Raw genomic sequence first — 19,059 nt, 5'->3', positions numbered from 1 at the left:
ATTTTAAGATAGGCTGTTTTTATTTTAATTGTTATTATTTAGAAAAAGGGGGAGTCTTAACTTCAACAATATTAGCTGGACTAGCTTGGGATGGTATTAAAAATGCAGGAAATATTACCTCACAGTATCTTAAAAGGAAATTGGGAGAATGGATTATAGATAATCAACAAGTAGAGACAATAGTTGATAAGATAAATGAAATTCCCGATGTGTATAAGAAGAATGAGAGATTTTTAGATTTAGCGATTCAGGAAGATGAACAATTACAAGTTTTAAATCCTGAAAGTAAAAAAGGATGTCTCGATTTAGGAGACATCCTTTTGTATTGATTTTATTTTGTATAGTTATCGAAGTAACCTTGGATATAGACCATGGGTGTTCCTTTGTCTCCACTTCCAGAAGTCAAATCGGATAAAGATCCAATTAGGTCTGTAAGTTTACGAGGTGTAGTACCTTGTGCTTCCATGGCACCGACCAGGTCTTCTTTTTTATTCTGGATGTATTCGGAAATAGCCTGTTTTAACTCTTCTCCCTGAAGATGAGAGAAGTTGTTATCTGCCAGGTATTTTAATTTCACTTCGTTTGGAGTGCCATTAAGTCCTTCAGTGTAAGCTGGAGATACTACTGGATCCGCAAGCTCCCAAATTTTACCCACTGGATCTTTGAATGCACCATCGCCATAAACCATTACTTCAACTGTTTTACCGGTGACTTCTTTGATTTTGGCTTGAATGCCATCTACGATTGGCTGACAGTTGTTTGGAAATAGTTTTACGCTGTCTTCAGTTGCTTTATTTGATCCAAGTAGACCATAAGCCTCATTAAAACCGCTTCCATTAATTGACTCTGAAAGAATATCATCAAGTCCATATACTTTTTCAGCACCAGCGTTTGTTAAAATCCGTTTTGTTCTAAAACGTGAGTGGATATCACAAGTTAAAACATTCTTTGTATAGTCCAAAATGGTTTTTGGGTTGTTAGAGAAAATAACCTCGCACGTTACACCTTCAGCTTCAATCAGGGATTTATAGTATTCGATGTAATCAACACCTGTAAATGGATGATGGATAAAACCGAAATGTTCACGGAACTGGGCTTCAGATAATACATCTGTCCATGGATTTATGCCCTTATTGTCTAGTTCATCGATATCTACAAGGTGATTCCCAACTTCATCAGATGGATAGCTTAACATTAATACAATCCTCTTTGCCCCTTTTGCTATCCCCCGTAAGCAGTTTGCAAATCGATTACGGCTAAGAATCGGAAAAATAATCCCAATTGTTTCGTCACCGAATTTTCCTTTAATATCTGCTGCTATATCGTCAATGGTTGCATAGTTTCCTTGTGCACGAGCGACAATGGATTCAGTTACTGTTACAATGTCACGATCCTCTATAGAAAAGCCTTCCAGTTTTGCGGCATTTATTACTGTTTCAACAACGATTTGTTCGATATTATCTCCTTTGTTGATAATAGGTCCGCGAAGCCCGCGAACTACTGTTCCAACAGCTCTAGTCAATATAATCTCTCCTCTAATCGGGTAACCTTTAAAAAGGATTATTTACATATTTTCAAAACGCTATAAATTTACTATACCTTTATAAGCTGTTATAAGTAAAATTAATATATGTAATATCTGATATAAGGAGTGCTTATATGATAGGAAATTTGGATTTATATCGCATATTTAACGTCGTTAGCCGAAATAAAAGTTTTTCGAAAGCAGCACAAGAATTATATTTGACACAATCAGCGGTCAGTCAAGCGATTATGAAGCTTGAGAATGAATTAGAGATACAACTCTTCTATCGAACACCAAAGGGCATATTATTGACGAATGAAGGAAAATTATTAAATGAGCATATTAATTCAGCTTTAGGAATGATCAATGTCGCGGAGGAGAAAATATTAGATTTTAAAACATTAAGAACTGGGAAATTACGTATTGGGGTTGGAGATACTATCTCGCGCTATTTTTTATTACCATATTTGGAGGAATTTCATGCACGATATCCCGGAATCAAATTAAATATATTAAATGGAACCACAACAGAAATCTGTAATTTTATTAAATCCGGAAAGGCAGATTTGGGAATATGCAATTTGCCATTCCATGATGACCACATTCAAGTGATGCCGTGTAAAGAAATCCAAGATATTTTTGTCTGTGGAGAAAAATTCAAAAGATTAACAAATAAACCGGTTAGTTTAAAGTTTTTAATGGAGATGCCACTTATATTTTTAGAAAAGAAATCGAATTCACGCATGTTTGTAGAAAATTTCTTTAAAAAGAGGGGCTTTCATATTTCTCCTGTATTTGAACTTGGGTCATATGACTTAGTTTTAGAATTCACGAAGATAAATTTAGGTATTTCTTGTGTAATAAAAGAGTTTTCAAAGGATTATTTAGAAAGAGGGGAATTATACGAAATAAGGCTTGAAGAGGAAATCCCAAAAAGGAGTATTGGCATATGCTATTTAAAAAATGTTCCATTATCGCGTGCAGCCAAGAAGTTTGTAGAAAGTATACATAAAGTCTGAACCAGTGAAAACTCATTTAGATGTATCGCGGTGAACCACATCACAAATAGATGCAGTTTTAATTATGACCAATGATAGACAACCTCACTAGATAAAATCGGAGAGATTGCCAAAAGGAACAATCAAAACAGAGATGATAAAGAACTCATCTCTGTTCTATTAATTAACTGGTTGTATTAGAGGCCATGTGGGACAACGAGATTGGTAACCTCTTTATATAATATGCTATTTCTTAAATTCCCTGTCCTCTCCATATCCCATCGTTACCACTTCGGTTTGTTGATAATCGTTTAACAACTCTTTTAGGTCCTTATCTCTATCTATCATATTTTCCACTACGGGAAAGGCGTTCAATAATTGATCTAGGGTCTCCGGTGATGTGGCACTTTTTTTGGATGGAAATGTATGGCTTGGAATAACGTATTGAACTTTCAATAGGTGCTTTACTGCATAAGCTGCTTCTTTTGGCCCCATTGTAAAGTGTCCTGATGAAGATAATATTGCAATCTCTGGATTATACACATCTTGAATCAACTTCATATCGTACATAAGAGCCGTATCACCAGAATGGTAAACTGTATAATCATTGGCAAAGTCAAAAATATAACCAGATGCCTCACCCGCATATATTGGGGTTCCTTCTATCTCCCCGTATGAGGATGTATGTTTTGCTTGAACCATTGTGACGTTAAGGTCCTCGAAGGAGACCGAACCACCTAGATTAATGGGAAGTATATTTTTAATGCCCTTTTGCAGAAGTATCATGGCCAAATCATATTGTGCAACAACCATAATGTCAGGTTTGTTTTCCACTATTTTAGAAAGTCCACTTGTATGATCAAAATGTCCGTGTGTCAAAAATACACAACCAATAGCATTATAAAAATCTTTATTGTCTAGATGTTGTGGAAATCCTGGATTTAAATCAAAAAACGGATCTACGAGGTAATTTTTCCCTTCCTTACTTGTAAACATATACATTGCATGCCCAAGCCTTAATATTTTCATTACATTCTTCTCCCCCTAATATTAGTAAAGTAAAACCATTATCATTCTATTCCTGACTTTCAAATTAATAAGTCCGAATTTGTAAAATGTGATTATTGGCTTAAATAAGTAATGAATATCTTGGAAAGGATCAACAAGTTAATGTTTTTTTAGCTGAGGTATTGAGAGCAAAGCCAAATGGTAATCACCTGCATGATTATCCTAGATAAAGGTGACATCATACCAATTAAAAACCGCCACTTTTAAAGATGCGGTGAGCCTTACCATAAACAGAGGTAAAAAAAGTTGTAAATAAAGGAAAATTCTTTGTCGGAAGCGGGTATTGACTGTGGAAAACCATTTGTATTATCCGTTTCTCGATATAACAAATGGAGAAGTATAAAGGTCTTTAATAAATTAACTCTGAAAGTCAAAGTCGAATTTTTTTAATAGTTCGTGGTTTGTCTAGTAATTTTTTTTACTGAGATTTCTTTTATTAGCTTTTGAAGTAAATGTTTTTTCCTTTCTCTTGAAGCGCTTTTAAAAATTATGTTCCAAAAGTTTTTCAATCGGCTCAGTTGGTCTAATCTTTGAATCGTGTGAGCTTATTGTACCGTAATGTCATTCTTCTTTTGTTCTAACTCGCTTTTTTCTCTGCTATTTCACCTCCATATAGTTGTGCATATTGACGTAAAGTTTGTAGTTGTTCAGTTATGCTGTAACCCTCACTTGCTTTTTCTTCAGTGCTTAGCCTTCCATAATTGACACCCTTTTTTTGTCTTTCAGTTGAAAGAGTCTCTTTCAGTTTCTTATAAGATATAGTTTTCATTTGTTCAAAGTGAACAAAGGCTTGTTAGAAAGTAATGTAATATTAAAATTGTTATGCATGTTTAATAGTTTGTGCTCGTTCCTTTTGGTCAATCAGTATATAGAACTTGTTGGAAATGCTATATATAATAAAGGGTGATGAGGTTGAAAGCGGTTTCGCTTTACCTTACTAATACGATCTTTTTATTTTGTTAAGATAGTTTTGTAATGTTATTTAAAAATTACAAAACTATCATTTATCCCAGAAATGGGAATTAAGGGGTCAAATTTAGGAGGGGTATTATGTTGTTACAAGAGAAAGTTGCATTAATTACAGGCGCTGCATCAGGACTAGGTAGAGCACAGGCAATTGAGTATGCAAAAGAAGGTGCCAAGGTTATCCTTAATGATTTGAATGCGGTAGGTTTAGCTGAAACTGAGAAACTAATCAAAGATAATAATGGAACTGTACTTAGTATTGTTGCTGACATTTCTAAAAAAGAAGATGTTCAGATTATGATTAATAAAGCGCTTGATGAGTTTGGAACAGTTGATATTTGTGTGAACAATGCTGCTATTTTGGCGGATTTTAAAGCATCTCTTGATATTACTGAAGATGAATGGGATAGAATCATGGCTGTGAACGTTAAAGCAGTCTATTTACTAACAAATGCGCTCCTGCCACATATGCTTGAAAAAGGGAAGGGAACATTTATTAATGTCGCTTCAATTGGAGGAACAATTGCTGGTGTTGGAGACGCAGCATATATTACTTCTAAGCATGCACTTGTTGGATACACGAAACAGCTTGCTTTCAATTATGCGAAAGATGGAATTCGTGCTGTTTCACTATGTCCAGGATTAACCGATACTCCAATGGTCCGCTACGCAATCGATCAAGAACATCCGGCAGTTGTTCGACAAATAGCTAGTATTCCATCTGAACGTATTGGTCGCTCTGAAGATGTTGCCTATTTCTCGGCCTATTTAGCAAGTGACAGAGCTATGCATATAAATGGTGTTGAAATGAAAATTGATGGTGGACAATCAATTGGATAATTGTATTTTTTAAAATTACAGGGCAATTCCCCAGTTTGGTAAAGTGTTAACGAGCTGGGGGACAGGCCCTTTTTTAGAAAACCTTTTTAGTTTATATCACAATATAATCTTTTTTTTGTGTACCATATATGAATTTAATTACAGGGGGTATTTTTCCATGGGTAATTTAATAATACGAAATGCACATATCAAAGATGGCGAAGCTCAGAAAGATATTAAAATCATTGATGGGAAAATTGTGGAAATAACTGCACACATTCAAAATGACAATAACTTAGAAGAAATTGATGCAAAAGGCAATGCTGTGTTACCAACTCTAATTGAAAGTCATATCCACCCTGATAAAGCTTTTCTTGAAGATCGCAAACCTAATATATCAGGAACATTAGAGGAAGCATTGAAGAATACGGCTGAATTAAAGAAATTATATACATATGATGATGTGAAAAAACGGGCTGAAAGAGTATTAAGATGGTCGGTGTTAAACGGAACTACCATAATGAGAGCACATCCTGATGTGGATCCATTCGAGAAGACTCTTGGGGTTGAAGTGCTTCTGGATTTAAAAGAGAAATTTAAAGATGTACTAGATATGCAAATTGTTGCATTCCCTCAGGAAGGCATCATTCAATCTCCTGGCGTTCTGGAGATGATGGAAGAATCCATCAAAATGGGTGCCGATGTAGTTGGTGGTTGTCCTTATAGTGAAAAAACAATGGAGGATACTAAAAAACAACTAGAAATCGTTTTTGATTTGGCGGAAAAATACAACTTGCCGATTGATATGCATGCCGATTTTGGTACGGATGCGAATGATCCACAAAATACATGCATCGAGTTAATTTGTGACATGACAATTGAACGAGGCTATCAAGGTAGAGTTGCAATCGGACATGTTACAACATTAGGGTCACTTGATCCAGAAGTGGCAGCTCCTATTTTTGACAAAATTGCTAAAGCTGAAGTTTCCATCGTTCCATTACCAGTAACGGATATGTTTATGACCGGACGCACGGAGAGAAAAAATATTCCTCGCGGTATGGCACCTGTATTGTCAATGATGGAGCATGGGGTAAATCTTGCTTATTCCTCCAATAATATTCGCAATGCATTTACACCCTTTGGTAATGCAGACTTAATCGCTGTTGGCTACTTATTGCAGGTATCACAACAAATGGGTTCTGCGGATCAACGTCGTGCAGTATTAGATATGGTCACTTATAACGCGGCTAAGGCAATAGGGGTAAGAGATACTTACGGCATAGAGGTTGGTAAAAATGCTGATATTGTTATCTATGATTGTGACGATTTGAGCAATTTAATTAATGATCAACCTTTAGTTCGCTATGTAATTAAAAATGGTAACATCATTGTCCAAAATGAATTATCACGTAAGATGGCATCTGTTTTAATGGGAGATTAATAATAAATAGACTGTTTATTTCTATCTACTACTAATTCAGGAAAGGTGATAAATATGGTTCCTATTAATATGTTAAATAATGCTCGCTTAACAGTCTCTGATCAGCCGCCTTTTGATGCGCTACAGTCGTTTGTTCGTGAAAACCACATCGCTTTGAAAGGGTCTGGTGAGGGGAATCTCGAAGGACTTGTTTTTGCAGTAAAAGATGTTTTTAAAATTTTGGGAAGCACTTATAGTAATGGCCATCCAGAATGGCTGCGGACACATGATCCAGATGACTTTACCTCTAGTATTGTCACTAAAACGTTATCTGCTGGAGCAGATTTAGTTGGGAAAACGATTTGTGATGAGCTATGTTACAGTATAAGTGGTGAAAATTGGAATTATGGTTCTCCAATTAACCCTCACGACCCAAGACGCTTTACAGGAGGGTCTTCGAGCGGGACGGGCGCAGCTACAGCTGGAGGTTTAGTAGATTTTGCTTACGGAAGCGACTGCCTAGGGTCTGTTCGGGTTCCTGCAAGTTACAATGGAGTATTAGGTATTCGTCCTACTTATGGACGTGTTGCAAATGATGGAGAGGCTCCGTATTGTGAGAGCATGGACGTTCTTGGGTATGTTGCTAGAAATGCAGATATTTTTAAACGGGTATCCAAAGAAGTATTAGGAAATGACAGTAAAAAAGTGACGTTTAATAGATTACTCATCGCTGAGGATTGTTTTGATTCGGTCAACAAAGATGTTGTGGAGGCATTACAGCCTGCTGTCAACCATCTTAAACAACATTTTGAGATAGTTGAAAATATAAAAGTGAGTCCTAATGGTTTAGAAGAATGGACAGAAATTTTTAGAGTTATTCAAGGATATGAAGTTTGGGAAAGTTACGGTGGTTGGGTAAGGAAATATCGTCCGAATCTTTCATCAGGCCCAAAAGAACGATTAGAGTGGGCATCTACCATTACTATGAGCGAATATAAAGAAGCATTATATAAAAGACAAGCTATTATTGAAAGAGTGAAAGATATTTTACCAGAAGGAACACTACTATGCTTACCTACAGCTGCCTCTGTAGCACCTTTAAGAAGTAGCTCTTTAGATGAAATAAATGCAACACGTGCACAATCGACTAAATTATTATGTATTTCACCTTTATCCGGTACACCGCAAGTGACACTGCCATTAGTTAAACAACACGAAGTGCCACTTGGTATTTCTTTAATCGGGGCTCATGATTGTGATTTACAGTTAGCCGAATTTGCTGCGGATTTAGTCGACAGTTTTAGTAACGCCAATCATAAAATTTCAGCTAGATAATACTTTCAAAATGCATACCACCGTCCTGCTTTAGATGGGGGTAAAAAGTTAATCTAGCTATAATCGACAAACGAAAAAATAAAAAATAGCCTCTAGGTATCGTATGGGACTCTTGTTAAGTTTTTTGCAAGAAATAAAAGAAAAGTAGTTGGAGGAGGGGAGAAATGCTAATCATTTACTCCCCCTCTCTATTTAATCTCGATTGAGAATAGTCAATTCTGTTGCTTGATCGTACTGAAAAACAAATTAAAGGAGTGATATTCATGTTAGATTTACGTATCGAACCTTCATATACAAAATTGCCTCAAGAAATAATCGATGGGTTAGGTGCTATTAGTACTACAATTATTGCCGATGCAATGGGAATATTTAATGCAATGATAGGAGTTGCACATTTTAATAAACCGGATGTTCAAATGGTTGGGCAGGCTTTGACAGTAAAAACAATGCCTAGGGACAATTTGATGTTTCATAAAGCGATCGAGATAGCATCTCCTGGCGATGTTATTGTTGTGGATGCCGGTGGAGATATTAGCAGAGCATTATTAGGAGAAATGATGTGTATGATTGGGAAGAGAAATCGCATTTCCGGCTATGTAGTAGATGGAGCGATCAGAGATGCGGAAGCGATAAAACAAATCGGTTTTCCCGTTTTTGCAAAAGGCGTGAACCCTGGGGGCCCTTTCAAAGAAGGGCCGGGACAAATCAATGTTTCTATTAGCTGTGCCGGTGTTTCAGTGAATCCGGGTGATGTTATTGTAGGTGATAACGATGGGGTAGTGGTTGTCCCTTATGGACAGGCGGAAAAGGTGCTAGAAAGAGCAAAAGCAATATACGCTCATGAACAAGAGATGCTCACTCAAATTGAGGCTGGTACATTAGACAGAAGTTGGATAGACAAAACATTAAAAAAGAAAGGTTTAAAATTTTAAGTTGTAAGTTTTGAGACCAGTTCCCCGGTTCAATATAGTAATACTAAACTGATGGACTGGCCTCTTTTTGCGTTTATGCTGAATTCCTTTGCTTTTGGTATATAAATGACTAAAGCAAGTCTATCCATAAGTAAATAAGACTTTTGTAACTTGAAAATATAAGCTGAAATAGCCGTGCTATTGTTAATGGTTAGTATTCGATTTGCAAGTTGACGGTGTTATAGTTGATTGCGAATGAATAGTACACAACACGCACACGGTTTACAATCTAAAAAAGCACAAACCCACTTCACTCAAGGTTTGTGCTTTTTGAATAATATAATTGCTAGGCACTCTTATTTAAACATATTAATTGTTGTAATAATAATTGGCATGCCGAACATGTCAATTAAGAAGGCTCCTACGATTGGCACAATTAGGAATGCTTTGCGTGAGGGACCAAATTTAGAAACGACAGCCGACATATTGGCCATAGCATTTGGCGTTGCACCAAGACCATGACCAAGGAAACCTGATACCATAATCGCTGCATCGTAGTTTTTGCCAAGTAAGCGGAAAAGAACAAACACCCCGAATAACACGATGAAGATTACTTGAGCTAAAACAATGATGAGTAATGGTAAGGCTAAATCAGCGATTTCCCATAATTTAATGCTCATTAATGCCATTGATAAGAAAATACCAAGAGAAATATCGCCGATTAAGTTGATTTCGTTCATGTTGATTAATTCAGGGTTAAAGCGATCAACGATGTTACGAACAATTACAGCTGTGAACATGGCACCTACATAACCTGGTAATACGAATCCTGTCAAAGTAGAAAACCATTCTGCGATATAAGTACCAGCAGCCATACAGAATGTGATTAAAAAAACTTGCTTCATAAATGATTTTTCTGTAATCGGATTTTGTGCTTTTTCAATGTATTCTTCTGCTTCTTCAGAAGATGGATTTAGGTTGAATTTGCGAATTAAGTATTGTACAGCTGGGCCACCTACAAGTCCCCCAGCTACTAATCCACACGTAGCTGCAGACATACCAATTGTTACTGCAGAAGCTACACCTAAACCTTCAATTGTTTCACCATAAGCAGCGGCAGCACCATGTCCACCTTCCATTGAAACAGCTCCAGCCATAACGCCGAGTAATGGATGAATATCCATTACTTTCGCTAGTGAAACCCCAATTAAATTTTGCATTAAAGCTAAGAATCCACAAGCTACCCAATAAATGACTAACAATTTCCCACCCAATTTAACAAGTTTGAAACTCGCACCAAGTCCAATCGTTGTAAAGAATGTAATCATGAAAATGGATTGTAGTGAAGTGTCTAATGTAATTTGAAGAATATTATAACTTTTTAACATCGTTGCTAAAATAGCAAAGAGCAAGCCACCAATTACCGGTGCTGGAATACAGAAACGATTTAAAAAATTTATCCTTTTAACTAAAAAAGATCCTATTAAAAATAATGCTACTGCTAGGCATAGAGTGGTAATTTGATTCAATGCCATACAAATCCCCCTTTATTTTATTCGAAACTGTTCATAATTACTTCATTTATAAAGTATGCCCCTAATTTTTCTGTTCTGTTACCTACATCAAGTGAAGGGTTGACTTCACAAATACTGAAGCTTACAGTCTTTTTGTGCGAAACCATTTGGCGCAGAATGCCACGAACTTTTAAAGCAGATAAACCAAATGGCGATGGTGCACTGACACCGGGAGCTTCAGCAGCATTTAAAACATCCATACAAAGCGTAACGAGTAAAACATCATGTGCATCCATAAAGTCATTTAATGCTGTAGTGAACTGAGCTGAATCCAACTGTTCGTCTAAAAAGTACTGCACATTATATTGATCTGCTGTATTAAATAATGCAGTCGTATTGCCATATTGCTGGATACCACATACAAAATAATGGGCATTCGGATCCTCGTCTAAAATTTGTTTAAACATTGTACCCGACGAAGTTTGTTTGTCATACGAACGCATATCAAAGTGCGCATCAATATTTAGCAAACCGATTGAAGCGTCCGGACCTACTGCTTTTCGCACACCTAAATATTGTCCGTATAATGTTTCATGCCCGCCCCCAAGTACAATAGCCTTTCCTTTTGTTACAATGTCAGAAACTTTATCCCCCAGTTCCCGTTGAGCATGCTCTAATTCATGACCTTCACAAATGATATTCCCCAGGTCAATTAGTGAATTTTCGTGATTATGATTACGCCATGGTAACGGAGCTAACTGCTTACGTAAGGTATCAGGAGCATCTTTTGCACCAACACGGCCATTGTTACGGCGTACCCCCTCATCGCAGGCAAAGCCAATTAATCCAATTGCCCCTTGTTTAATTGTTGTGGCCACTTGGACAATTTGGTGATAACGAAAGTAAGTAGAATCTGTATTGTGATCGGTGCGACCTTGCCAGATTTCTGGATTTGTTTTTTTATACAATGTATTCACCTCTTAAAAATCGGAAAAATGATATTTTTATTATATTTTCTAACATTTATTATTACAAATATCATTTTTTAAACTTATAATAGTTTAAAACTATAAATGGGGTAGCAAAATGGATTTAAGGAAAATGAATTATTTTATTGCGACAGTAAAATATCAAAGTTTTTCAAGGGCAGCAAAGGCTTTACATATTTCACAGCCTTCATTAAGTAATGCAATAAAAGCTCTGGAACAAGAAATCAATGCACCGCTTATAGATCGAACGAGGAAAAAATTTCAATTAACGGAATTAGGATACCAATTTTATGAACATGCTAAAAAGTTAATTATCCAATTTGAAGTAATGGATATCGTGGTAAAGGAGTTAGCAAAAGGGGAGCATTTGGAAATTCGATTAGGCATAATTGAATCAGCAAATTATTGGCTCTCACAAGTAATTATTGCGTATCAAAAGCTATACCCAAATAATCAATTTACAATAATTGATACACTGTATAATAAAACCGTGCGTCAATCATTGTTAGGTTTAAATGTGCATGCGGTTATTACGAATCAGCATATTGTAGATAATGAAATAGAGAGTGAATTATTGTATACCGAACCGTACGTTGTGTTAACAAGAAAAGATCATCCTTTTGCAATGAAGGAAGAAATAACGATGTCAGACTTTTCTGGAGAGTCATTAATCATAGGGATACCAGAGTTCCAAACAAGTGCACAAATATTAAAAGCATTTAAACAAGAAAATGTTACACCGCGTATTCAGTATAAAATAGAAAGGTTTGAAATGATAAAAGTATTAGTAGAGGAAGGGTTAGGAATTGCCATCTTGCCTCAACACTATGTTACACAGTATTTATCAGAAAATTTACTTGCACGCCCAGTGAATAGTGAGTTTCTAAATCGCAATGTATACTTAAGCAAAATGAAAAACCGTACATTCCCTGAGAGTATATTAAAGCTATTTGAGCTTATTAAGACAATGCATTGAATGGAATAATCAAAGTTGAGATTAAGATTCAATTGAAAAGCTCTATTGGACCATAGTTAAGACATAGTACGCTGTTTTCACCCCCATTTTGCCGAATTCCTCGACATTATTCGGGGAATGGAAGGCTTAGGGTGCCCCCGGAAGGACACCCCATTTCTATGCTAAAAGCTGTTGAATGACGAGATTAGTAAGATTCGGCACCACTTCAAGAGAATAGGTCATTTCCATTCTTTCGAGTTTTTTATGGGCATCCACCCCATAAGGGCCGATATTTATTACCGGTACATTTAGATCACGGATGTCTTGATACTCGACGTAATGCTTCGTTCCCCAGCCGGGATTATTGTTTGAAACAGCTTGGATTCCTTCTTCATCGTCGCTTAAGGCCACAAAGCTCATGTCCGATATATACGGGAAGAAATTCCGCGTCACAATCGGGTATGGATATGATGGCTGAATGGTTTCCACAGCCTGATTTAACGCATCAATTAACGATTGTTCCTGGACGGTCTTGCCGGATAGCTCAATTCGCGGGGAATAGAGGGATGAGTAAAACACGATAATTGCAGGGTTTTTATCCTTCATCCATTTCCATGCTTCCTCAACGACTTTCGCTGCAAACATTCTTGTGTCCAGTTCCTTATCGAGCATCAGCACTTCTTTAAATTGATCCATATGCGCCCCGAACGCATCACCATGCTCCTGCACCAACAAATCTTCCATTTCCTCGTAAGTGAGCACTCTAGGTTCCCATAGATGTTTTACATAAGGTTCCCCGCTTAGGCTGCTGTACTGTTTGTATCGTTCATCAAAGGAATTCAATGCCTTCTCAAAAGCAATTTGGGCCTGTTCTTTCAACTTTATCAGCACATCTTTTGGAGACCAGGAATGGATGAAAAAGTTGTAGTAAACATAGGAAGCCAAGGCAGTCTGGACCGTATAGGACGGTTTTAGGTCCATCTGCTTTAAAGACACTGGCGGGACCGTCATTTCCCCAAGGGCCTCGTTACAAAGCTCAGGATTATAATCGATTTGTTTTGTCAGCTCGGCCGCAATAAAATTGGGATCTAGCCCTTCAAAGCAGGAGCCTACATGTGTTTCCGCCCCGGTAATAAAAAACGACGGAAGCAGCTTTCCGACAGTTCCCATATAAATATAGCGATTTTCATCGCCCTGATGGCGCGGAGACACAAAATCGGCATTAATCGCCGCCACATAGTCAAAACCATGCTCCTGTTTCCAATTTTTCAATACCTTTAATGCAGATAGAACCCCATGGGAGCTGTCCTCTTCATCACATTCAGCCAAAAAGACAATGTTTCCATCCAACTCTTCCGGATGCTCAGAATAGTGTTTTAGTAGATAAATATTACTGGCGACCCCGCTTTTCATATCAAGGACGCCTCTGCCAAACAGCCAGTCGCCGGAATCTAAATGTTCCTTAGCCGAAGCAGGCAGTTCCTCGCTTTTTAATGCTTCCATCAGTTGATCCGGAAAACATGCATATTCCTGAAGCTGAGTAAAATCATCGGTACCAACCGTGTCCATATGTCCCATCAGGATTACCGTACGGTTGCTGCTTCCTTTTGTACCTTTGACAAAAGCCATCACATTGTATCTTTCATGTTCATCCTGTATGGTTTGCGGCAGCAAAATGTGTGAAGGATTTTTCGAAAAATAGGGAAATGAAGAAATAAGTGTGTATAAGGAATGGGCAAGTGCCTTTTCACCCTTTGTATTTACTATACTCTCAATATTCACGAGTTGGTTCGTGAATGCCAATACATCCTCGCGGCATTGCAGCATGGTTCTAGCTCCTTTTTTAAAAGATTGATATTGTAGAAAAATGTATACCAATTGATAAATATTAGTCAAGCTTTTTATAATGGTTAAAAAACCAAGTAATTTTATACTTGCAAGTGTATAAATATTAATCTATACTGAATGCTATCACAATAAACTGAATAATAAAACCTCATCTTTTCGGGCATTTGAGATGAGGTAGAGGTCGCGATTTAAAGGAGTATCCTATTGGAGATTCAGTGAAATCTATGAAAATAGGAAAAAGGATAAATCGCCGAAGCTTCTGATATCACTGTTTTCAGAGAGCTGGGGCTGCACTCGAAAGGGGCAGAACTGTCACAATTTCAACGAATTGTGGAGAACTATCTTTTCCAAAGCTTTGAATGAGGGTGTCAGGCACCGTCACATACAAATGGGACGGTGTTTTTTATTTTCAAAAAGGAGGAAAGCACCATGAGAAAACTTATGATTATCGCGGTTTCCGCACTATTGGTGATTTTATCAGCATGCGGAACGAAGGAAAGCAGTAAAGCAGGGCAAGCCAAGGGTGAAAATTTGCATTTAATAAAAGAAGGTACGCTTTCATTTGCGATGAGCGGACAATACCCTCCATTAAACTTCAAAAAGGATGGGAAACTAACCGGCTTTGATGTCGAAATTGGTACGGAAATAGCAAAAAGAATTGGAGTAAAAGCAAATCCAGTCACTAATCAATGGGAAACAATCATTCAAGGGTTAAAAGCCAAAAAATACGATGCCATTATCGGGAGTATGACCGCAACACCGGAGCGTGATAAGCAGGTTGACTTCACGGAACCATATTATTTATCGGGTGCGCAAATTTTTGTCGCTGACGGCAATAATAAGATTCTTTCAAAAGAAGATTTAAAAGGAAAATCCATTGGTGTCATCCAAGCAAGCACCTGGAAGGACATGGCCCTTGAATTATCCGACAAGGTAAAAGGATATCCATCTGATGTCAATGCCCTTCAAGATTTAGAACTAGGCCGTTTGGACGCCGTAATTACCGATAAAATCGTCGGCGTAAGTGCTAAAAATGATAAAGGTTTAAAAATCAAGGCTATAGGCGACCTATTGAACGAGGATCGCGTTAGTGTAGCCGTTTCAGAAGGAAACAAAGAGCTTGCTGAAAAAATCAACAAAGCCCTTGCTGATATGCAAGAAGATGGCACATATGAAAAGATCAGCAAAAAGTGGTTCAACGAAAACATTATGGAAAAGTAACATTCAACCAATAATCGAGTGACGTAAGCTTTAACGAGGTTACGTCCTTCTTTAAAGGAGGCAGCGCTAAATTCATGGCTTTTTTGCAAAATACTATCGGAATCCTAAGTGAACATGGCCTAGCATTCTTGCAAGCCTCTTGGATGACGATTTCCATCACATTTATTTCCCTTCTAATTGCAATGATGATTGGAATCATCGTTGCAGGGTTTAAAATTTCATCCATCAAATTCCTTAATCGGATAGCAGATCTCTATATAGGCCTTATCCGGGGAACTCCGTTAATTGTTCAAATCATGTTTCTGTATTATGGTATCGCGAATATTATTACTCTGAACAGCTTTACAGCCGGGGCCTTGGCCTTAAGCATTCATACAGGGGCCTATATCGCCGAAATATTCAGGGGGGCTGTCCAATCGATTGACCGCGGCCAAATGGAAGCTGCAAGGTCTTTAGGGATGAGCTATCCCCTTGCGATGCGCCAGGTTATTTTTCCGCAGGCATTAAAACGGGCGATTCCTCCACTTGGGAATCAGTTCATCATTAGCTTAAAGGATTCTTCCCTTGTGGCCTATATTGCGGTGACAGATTTATTTAATACAGCCCTTACAGTCCAAGGGGAAAACTATATGCCGTTTGAAACGTATTTTGTCGTGGGGCTATATTATTTAATCATCGTGCTAATTTTTACTTGGTGTTTCAACCGATTGGAGAAAAGATACGATGTTAGTAAACCGAAGGAGGCGGCACTCGCATGATTGACATTCAAAACCTTTCCAAATCCTTCGGTTCACTTCAAGTTTTGAAAAATATCGATTTAACCGTAAAAGAAAAAGAGGTTGTTGTCCTGATTGGTGCGAGCGGTTCGGGGAAAAGTACGCTGCTGCGCTGTTTGAATTTTTTGGAAACGACCGATTCCGGCGACATTATGATTGGAAATGAAAAAATCGAACCGGCAAAAACAAATCTCAACAAGATAAGAGAACAAGTAGGGATGGTGTTTCAGCACTTTCATTTATTCCCCCATATGACGGTGTTGGAAAATATTATCGCGGCACCCGTTCATGTAAAAAATGTAGCGAAAGACGAGGCTATCGCAAACGCGATGAACCTTCTTAAAAAAGTAGGCTTACAGGATAAGGCTCACTTTTACCCTGACCAATTATCAGGCGGACAAAAACAGCGTGTCGCCATCGCCAGAGCATTGGCGATGGAGCCAAAAGTCATGCTGTTTGATGAACCTACATCGGCTTTAGACCCGGAGCTTGTCGGCGAAGTGCTCCAAGTCATGAAGGATTTAGCCCGTGAAGGAATGACGATGGTGATTGTGACGCATGAAATGGGCTTTGCCAAGGAAGTCGCCAGCCGCATCGTTATGCTGGCGGATGGCCATATTATTGAAGAAGGGCATCCGGATGAATTCTTTGCAAATCCCAAGCATGAACGAACCCAGAGGTTCTTAAACCAGATTTTATAGGATAAATATAAATAGGAAGAAAACGAATACGGCCCTAGTGTGGCCACGTGACAAAGAAGGAATACGAATGTGAAACGGGGGCTTTCAAAGGTCTGTTAGCGGACTATTTGATAGCCCCCCTTAAATCATCACGATGTACCGCATCGTAAGAAAATAAGGATTTTCCTGAGAAAACTGGAACCAACATTATATGTTTCCTGAAAGCAAGGCCCAACTAGGGAGAATTATTAGTTGGTTTTTTTTTCTTTAAAGCTCGCCTTTTGTGAGTTAGTTGAGAGAAGTACTCGAATGAAAGTAGAGTTGCATTGGCCTATGTGTATTTAATAAATTGTGTATAAAAAGAAGTGAAACAGGAAATGTTTTATAAATGATTTACTGAATTTTCCGTTGATTCCCTCGTTTTATCCTGCTAAAATCTAATTATTATTTTTTTAAAATAGTGGTATTAAAACGAAAATATTTTCATAATAATTCAATTTATTTTAAAAATATTAATAATAGGAGCAGAGACATATGACCAAGTATACAGATTTAAATGTCCCACTTAGAACAATTATGACACCTGGGCCGGTCGAAGTCGATCCAAGAGTATTGAGGGCCATGGCTACCCCAATTTTAGGACAATTTGATCCTGCATTTACGAATATCATGAATGAAACGATGGAAATGCTCCGGGTCGTATTTCAAACAGAGAATCGCTGGGCATTCCCGGTTGATGGAACTTCCCGATCAGGTATTGAAGCTGTCCTGTGCAGCATTATTGAACCCGGAGATAAGGTCTTGGTTCCCATTTTCGGTCGATTCGGCTATCTTTTAACAGAAATCTGCCAGCGTTATGGAGCAGAGGTTACGACCATGGAGGCTCCTTGGGGAGAGGTTTTTGACCCGGAAATAGTTATCAATAAAATTCAGGAGGTTTCTCCTAAAATTGTTGCCATCGTTCATGCCGAAACATCAACTAGCTGCATGCAGCCGTTAAAGGAAATTGGGGAAGCATGCCGGAATGCAGATGTTCTGCTGGTTGTCGATGCTGTAGCATCATTGGGCGGAGTCGACCTCAAGGTGGATGAACTAAAGCTTGATGCAGTCATTGGCGGTACGCAAAAATGTTTATCTGTTCCATCCGGATTAGCTCCAATCACGTTTAACAAACGGGTTGAAGAAGTTATTAATAAAAGAAAAAGTATTGAGTTGGGCTTAAGAGCATTTAACAGCGAGCCTTCCAACAATCGTATTGTAAGCAATTATTTTGATTTAGGACAGCTTATGGATTATTGGAGCCCTGTCCGCCTTAATCATCATACTGAAGCGACAAGTATGCAATACGCTTTAAGGGAAGGACTTCGTATCATTCTTGAAGAAGGACTTGAAAACCGCTTTGCCCGCCATAAGTTAAATGAAGAAGCATTGGTGGCAGGAATTAAAGCGATGGGCTTAAAGATATTTGGAGACGAAAAGCACAAGCTTCCTGTTGTTACGGCAATTGAAATCCCTGAAGGAATAAACGGCGATGAGGTCCGTTCCATGATGCTGGAGGATTTCGAAGTTGAAATTGCCAGTTCTTTCGGGCCGCTCCACGGTAAGATTTGGAGAATCGGAACGATGGGATATAGTTCACGTAAAAAGAATATTCTCCATGTTTTAGCTGCATTAGAAGCAACGCTTATTCGGAAAGGCTTTAATCTGCATAGAGGCGAAAGTTTACAGGCGGCATTAAACGTATATGATGAATATAAAAAGCGGAATCTTGAAGTAGTCGAAGCAAACTAATATTTGCGATTGGAACAGGATAAAATAATTGTGCCTCTTGAACAACATAAATCGTTCATGAGCTTTATAAAACAAATAACACGTCGTGCGAATGATATGGGAACCGCACGGCGTTTTTCCTTTAAAATAGAAATTTCAGTCACCCAGCCTACTTTTTAATATCAATCAGGCCTCTTTTTGATTTGTTCCGGAATATTTTATAAATTCCTCCCCTCATGAGAAACCGGCCTCAACTCGTCT

At 38.0% G+C, this 19,059-nt stretch carries 16 protein-coding genes and 1 riboswitch; of the genes, 11 read left to right on the top strand and 5 right to left on the bottom strand.

The window, feature by feature from the left end; translation table 11 throughout:
- Nucleotides 1–8: 8 nt before the first annotated feature.
- Nucleotides 9–329 (top strand): hypothetical protein, encoded by a 321-nt coding sequence (locus ADU24_RS23715; RefSeq protein ID WP_331457069.1) that lies wholly within the window; start codon nucleotides 9–11, stop codon nucleotides 327–329.
- Between the two features lie 2 nt (nucleotides 330–331).
- Here ADU24_RS23715 and ADU24_RS21630 read toward each other — a convergent pair whose 3' ends face one another.
- The gene (locus tag ADU24_RS21630) at nucleotides 332–1,522 is read right to left on the bottom strand and encodes a coenzyme F420-0:L-glutamate ligase (protein ID WP_053368593.1); all 1,191 of its coding nucleotides are present in this window, start codon (nucleotides 1,520–1,522) and stop codon (nucleotides 332–334) included.
- Between the two features lie 137 nt (nucleotides 1,523–1,659).
- On the opposite strand from ADU24_RS21630, the gene ADU24_RS21625 reads away from it, so the two are divergent.
- Nucleotides 1,660–2,544, top strand: a complete 885-nt coding sequence (locus tag ADU24_RS21625) for a LysR family transcriptional regulator (protein WP_053368592.1) — start codon at nucleotides 1,660–1,662, stop codon at nucleotides 2,542–2,544.
- Between the two features lie 225 nt (nucleotides 2,545–2,769).
- On the opposite strand, the gene ADU24_RS21620 is transcribed toward ADU24_RS21625, so the two are convergent.
- Entirely contained in the window at nucleotides 2,770–3,552 is a 783-nt protein-coding gene (locus tag ADU24_RS21620) for a metal-dependent hydrolase (protein WP_053368591.1), read from the bottom strand.
- 1,089 nt (nucleotides 3,553–4,641) lie between these two features.
- On the opposite strand from ADU24_RS21620, the gene ADU24_RS21615 reads away from it, so the two are divergent.
- The 4 genes from ADU24_RS21615 (at nucleotide 4,642) to ADU24_RS21600 (ending at nucleotide 9,066) form a co-directional block, all read left to right on the top strand.
- On the top strand, nucleotides 4,642–5,397 hold the full coding sequence (locus ADU24_RS21615; protein WP_053368590.1) for an SDR family NAD(P)-dependent oxidoreductase: 756 nt from the start codon (nucleotides 4,642–4,644) through the stop codon (nucleotides 5,395–5,397).
- Nucleotides 5,398–5,554: 157 nt separating this feature from the next.
- On the top strand, nucleotides 5,555–6,820 hold the full coding sequence (locus tag ADU24_RS21610; RefSeq protein ID WP_053368589.1) for an amidohydrolase family protein: 1,266 nt from the start codon (nucleotides 5,555–5,557) through the stop codon (nucleotides 6,818–6,820).
- Between the two features lie 54 nt (nucleotides 6,821–6,874).
- Complete coding sequence (locus ADU24_RS21605; RefSeq protein ID WP_053368588.1) at nucleotides 6,875–8,134, top strand: amidase; 1,260 nt, start codon at nucleotides 6,875–6,877, stop codon at nucleotides 8,132–8,134.
- Nucleotides 8,135–8,397: 263 nt separating this feature from the next.
- Nucleotides 8,398–9,066 (top strand): RraA family protein, encoded by a 669-nt coding sequence (locus ADU24_RS21600; protein ID WP_082307004.1) that lies wholly within the window; start codon nucleotides 8,398–8,400, stop codon nucleotides 9,064–9,066.
- A 335-nt stretch (nucleotides 9,067–9,401) separates the two neighbouring features.
- Here ADU24_RS21600 and gltS read toward each other — a convergent pair whose 3' ends face one another.
- Nucleotides 9,402–10,586, bottom strand: a complete 1,185-nt coding sequence (gene gltS, locus ADU24_RS21595) for a sodium/glutamate symporter (RefSeq protein ID WP_053368587.1) — start codon at nucleotides 10,584–10,586, stop codon at nucleotides 9,402–9,404.
- Between the two features lie 11 nt (nucleotides 10,587–10,597).
- Complete coding sequence (gene hutG, locus ADU24_RS21590) at nucleotides 10,598–11,527, bottom strand: formimidoylglutamase (RefSeq protein WP_197277549.1); 930 nt, start codon at nucleotides 11,525–11,527, stop codon at nucleotides 10,598–10,600.
- Between the two features lie 118 nt (nucleotides 11,528–11,645).
- Here hutG and ADU24_RS21585 point away from each other — a divergent pair, with 118 nt between their 5' ends.
- Nucleotides 11,646–12,524: a LysR family transcriptional regulator gene (locus ADU24_RS21585; protein ID WP_053368585.1), complete on the top strand. Its 879-nt coding sequence runs from the start codon at nucleotides 11,646–11,648 to the stop codon at nucleotides 12,522–12,524.
- Nucleotides 12,525–12,680: 156 nt separating this feature from the next.
- Here the strand turns inward: ADU24_RS21585 and ADU24_RS21580 are convergent, their stop codons facing one another.
- A complete protein-coding gene (locus ADU24_RS21580) occupies nucleotides 12,681–14,330 on the bottom strand; it encodes a M20/M25/M40 family metallo-hydrolase (protein ID WP_053368584.1) in 1,650 nt (549 codons plus the stop codon).
- A gap of 188 nt (nucleotides 14,331–14,518) precedes the next feature.
- A riboswitch (Lysine riboswitch) is annotated at nucleotides 14,519–14,700 on the top strand.
- 80 nt (nucleotides 14,701–14,780) lie between these two features.
- Here ADU24_RS21580 and ADU24_RS21575 point away from each other — a divergent pair.
- From ADU24_RS21575 to ADU24_RS21560, 4 genes are all read left to right on the top strand, one after another.
- Nucleotides 14,781–15,572 (top strand): ABC transporter substrate-binding protein, encoded by a 792-nt coding sequence (locus tag ADU24_RS21575; protein WP_053368583.1) that lies wholly within the window; start codon nucleotides 14,781–14,783, stop codon nucleotides 15,570–15,572.
- A 74-nt stretch (nucleotides 15,573–15,646) separates the two neighbouring features.
- The gene (locus ADU24_RS21570) at nucleotides 15,647–16,330 is read left to right on the top strand and encodes an amino acid ABC transporter permease (RefSeq protein ID WP_053368582.1); all 684 of its coding nucleotides are present in this window, start codon (nucleotides 15,647–15,649) and stop codon (nucleotides 16,328–16,330) included.
- Nucleotides 16,327–17,049, top strand: coding sequence for an amino acid ABC transporter ATP-binding protein (locus ADU24_RS21565; protein WP_053368581.1), 723 nt, complete (start codon nucleotides 16,327–16,329; stop codon nucleotides 17,047–17,049). Before ADU24_RS21570 ends, ADU24_RS21565 begins: the two co-directional genes overlap by 4 nt.
- 513 nt (nucleotides 17,050–17,562) lie before the next feature.
- Nucleotides 17,563–18,819 (top strand): pyridoxal-phosphate-dependent aminotransferase family protein, encoded by a 1,257-nt coding sequence (locus ADU24_RS21560; RefSeq protein WP_053368580.1) that lies wholly within the window; start codon nucleotides 17,563–17,565, stop codon nucleotides 18,817–18,819.
- Nucleotides 18,820–19,059: the final 240 nt, after the last annotated feature.

The sequence above is a fragment of the Bacillus sp. FJAT-27245 genome (assembly GCF_001273955.1).
Classification (GTDB): Bacteria; Bacillota; Bacilli; order Bacillales; family Cytobacillaceae; genus Bacillus_D.
Note: the sequence above shows the minus strand (reverse complement) of the source record. Positions and strands in the feature narration are given on the sequence as shown.

Excerpts from the sequence above, each read along its gene's own strand:
- ADU24_RS21625 (WP_053368592.1), top strand. The coding sequence starts at position 1,660 with ATGATAGGAAATTTGGATTTATATCGCATATTTAACGTCGTTAGCCGA.
- ADU24_RS21620 (WP_053368591.1), bottom strand. The coding sequence starts at position 3,552 with ATGAAAATATTAAGGCTTGGGCATGCAATGTATATGTTTACAAGTAAG.
- ADU24_RS21615 (WP_053368590.1), top strand. The coding sequence starts at position 4,642 with ATGTTGTTACAAGAGAAAGTTGCATTAATTACAGGCGCTGCATCAGGA.
- ADU24_RS21610 (WP_053368589.1), top strand. The coding sequence starts at position 5,555 with ATGGGTAATTTAATAATACGAAATGCACATATCAAAGATGGCGAAGCT.
- ADU24_RS21605 (WP_053368588.1), top strand. The coding sequence starts at position 6,875 with ATGGTTCCTATTAATATGTTAAATAATGCTCGCTTAACAGTCTCTGAT.
- ADU24_RS21600 (WP_082307004.1), top strand. The coding sequence starts at position 8,398 with ATGTTAGATTTACGTATCGAACCTTCATATACAAAATTGCCTCAAGAA.
- ADU24_RS21585 (WP_053368585.1), top strand. The coding sequence starts at position 11,646 with ATGGATTTAAGGAAAATGAATTATTTTATTGCGACAGTAAAATATCAA.
- ADU24_RS21580 (WP_053368584.1), bottom strand. The coding sequence starts at position 14,330 with ATGCTGCAATGCCGCGAGGATGTATTGGCATTCACGAACCAACTCGTG.
- ADU24_RS21575 (WP_053368583.1), top strand. The coding sequence starts at position 14,781 with ATGAGAAAACTTATGATTATCGCGGTTTCCGCACTATTGGTGATTTTA.
- ADU24_RS21570 (WP_053368582.1), top strand. The coding sequence starts at position 15,647 with ATGGCTTTTTTGCAAAATACTATCGGAATCCTAAGTGAACATGGCCTA.
- ADU24_RS21565 (WP_053368581.1), top strand. The coding sequence starts at position 16,327 with ATGATTGACATTCAAAACCTTTCCAAATCCTTCGGTTCACTTCAAGTT.
- ADU24_RS21560 (WP_053368580.1), top strand. The coding sequence starts at position 17,563 with ATGACCAAGTATACAGATTTAAATGTCCCACTTAGAACAATTATGACA.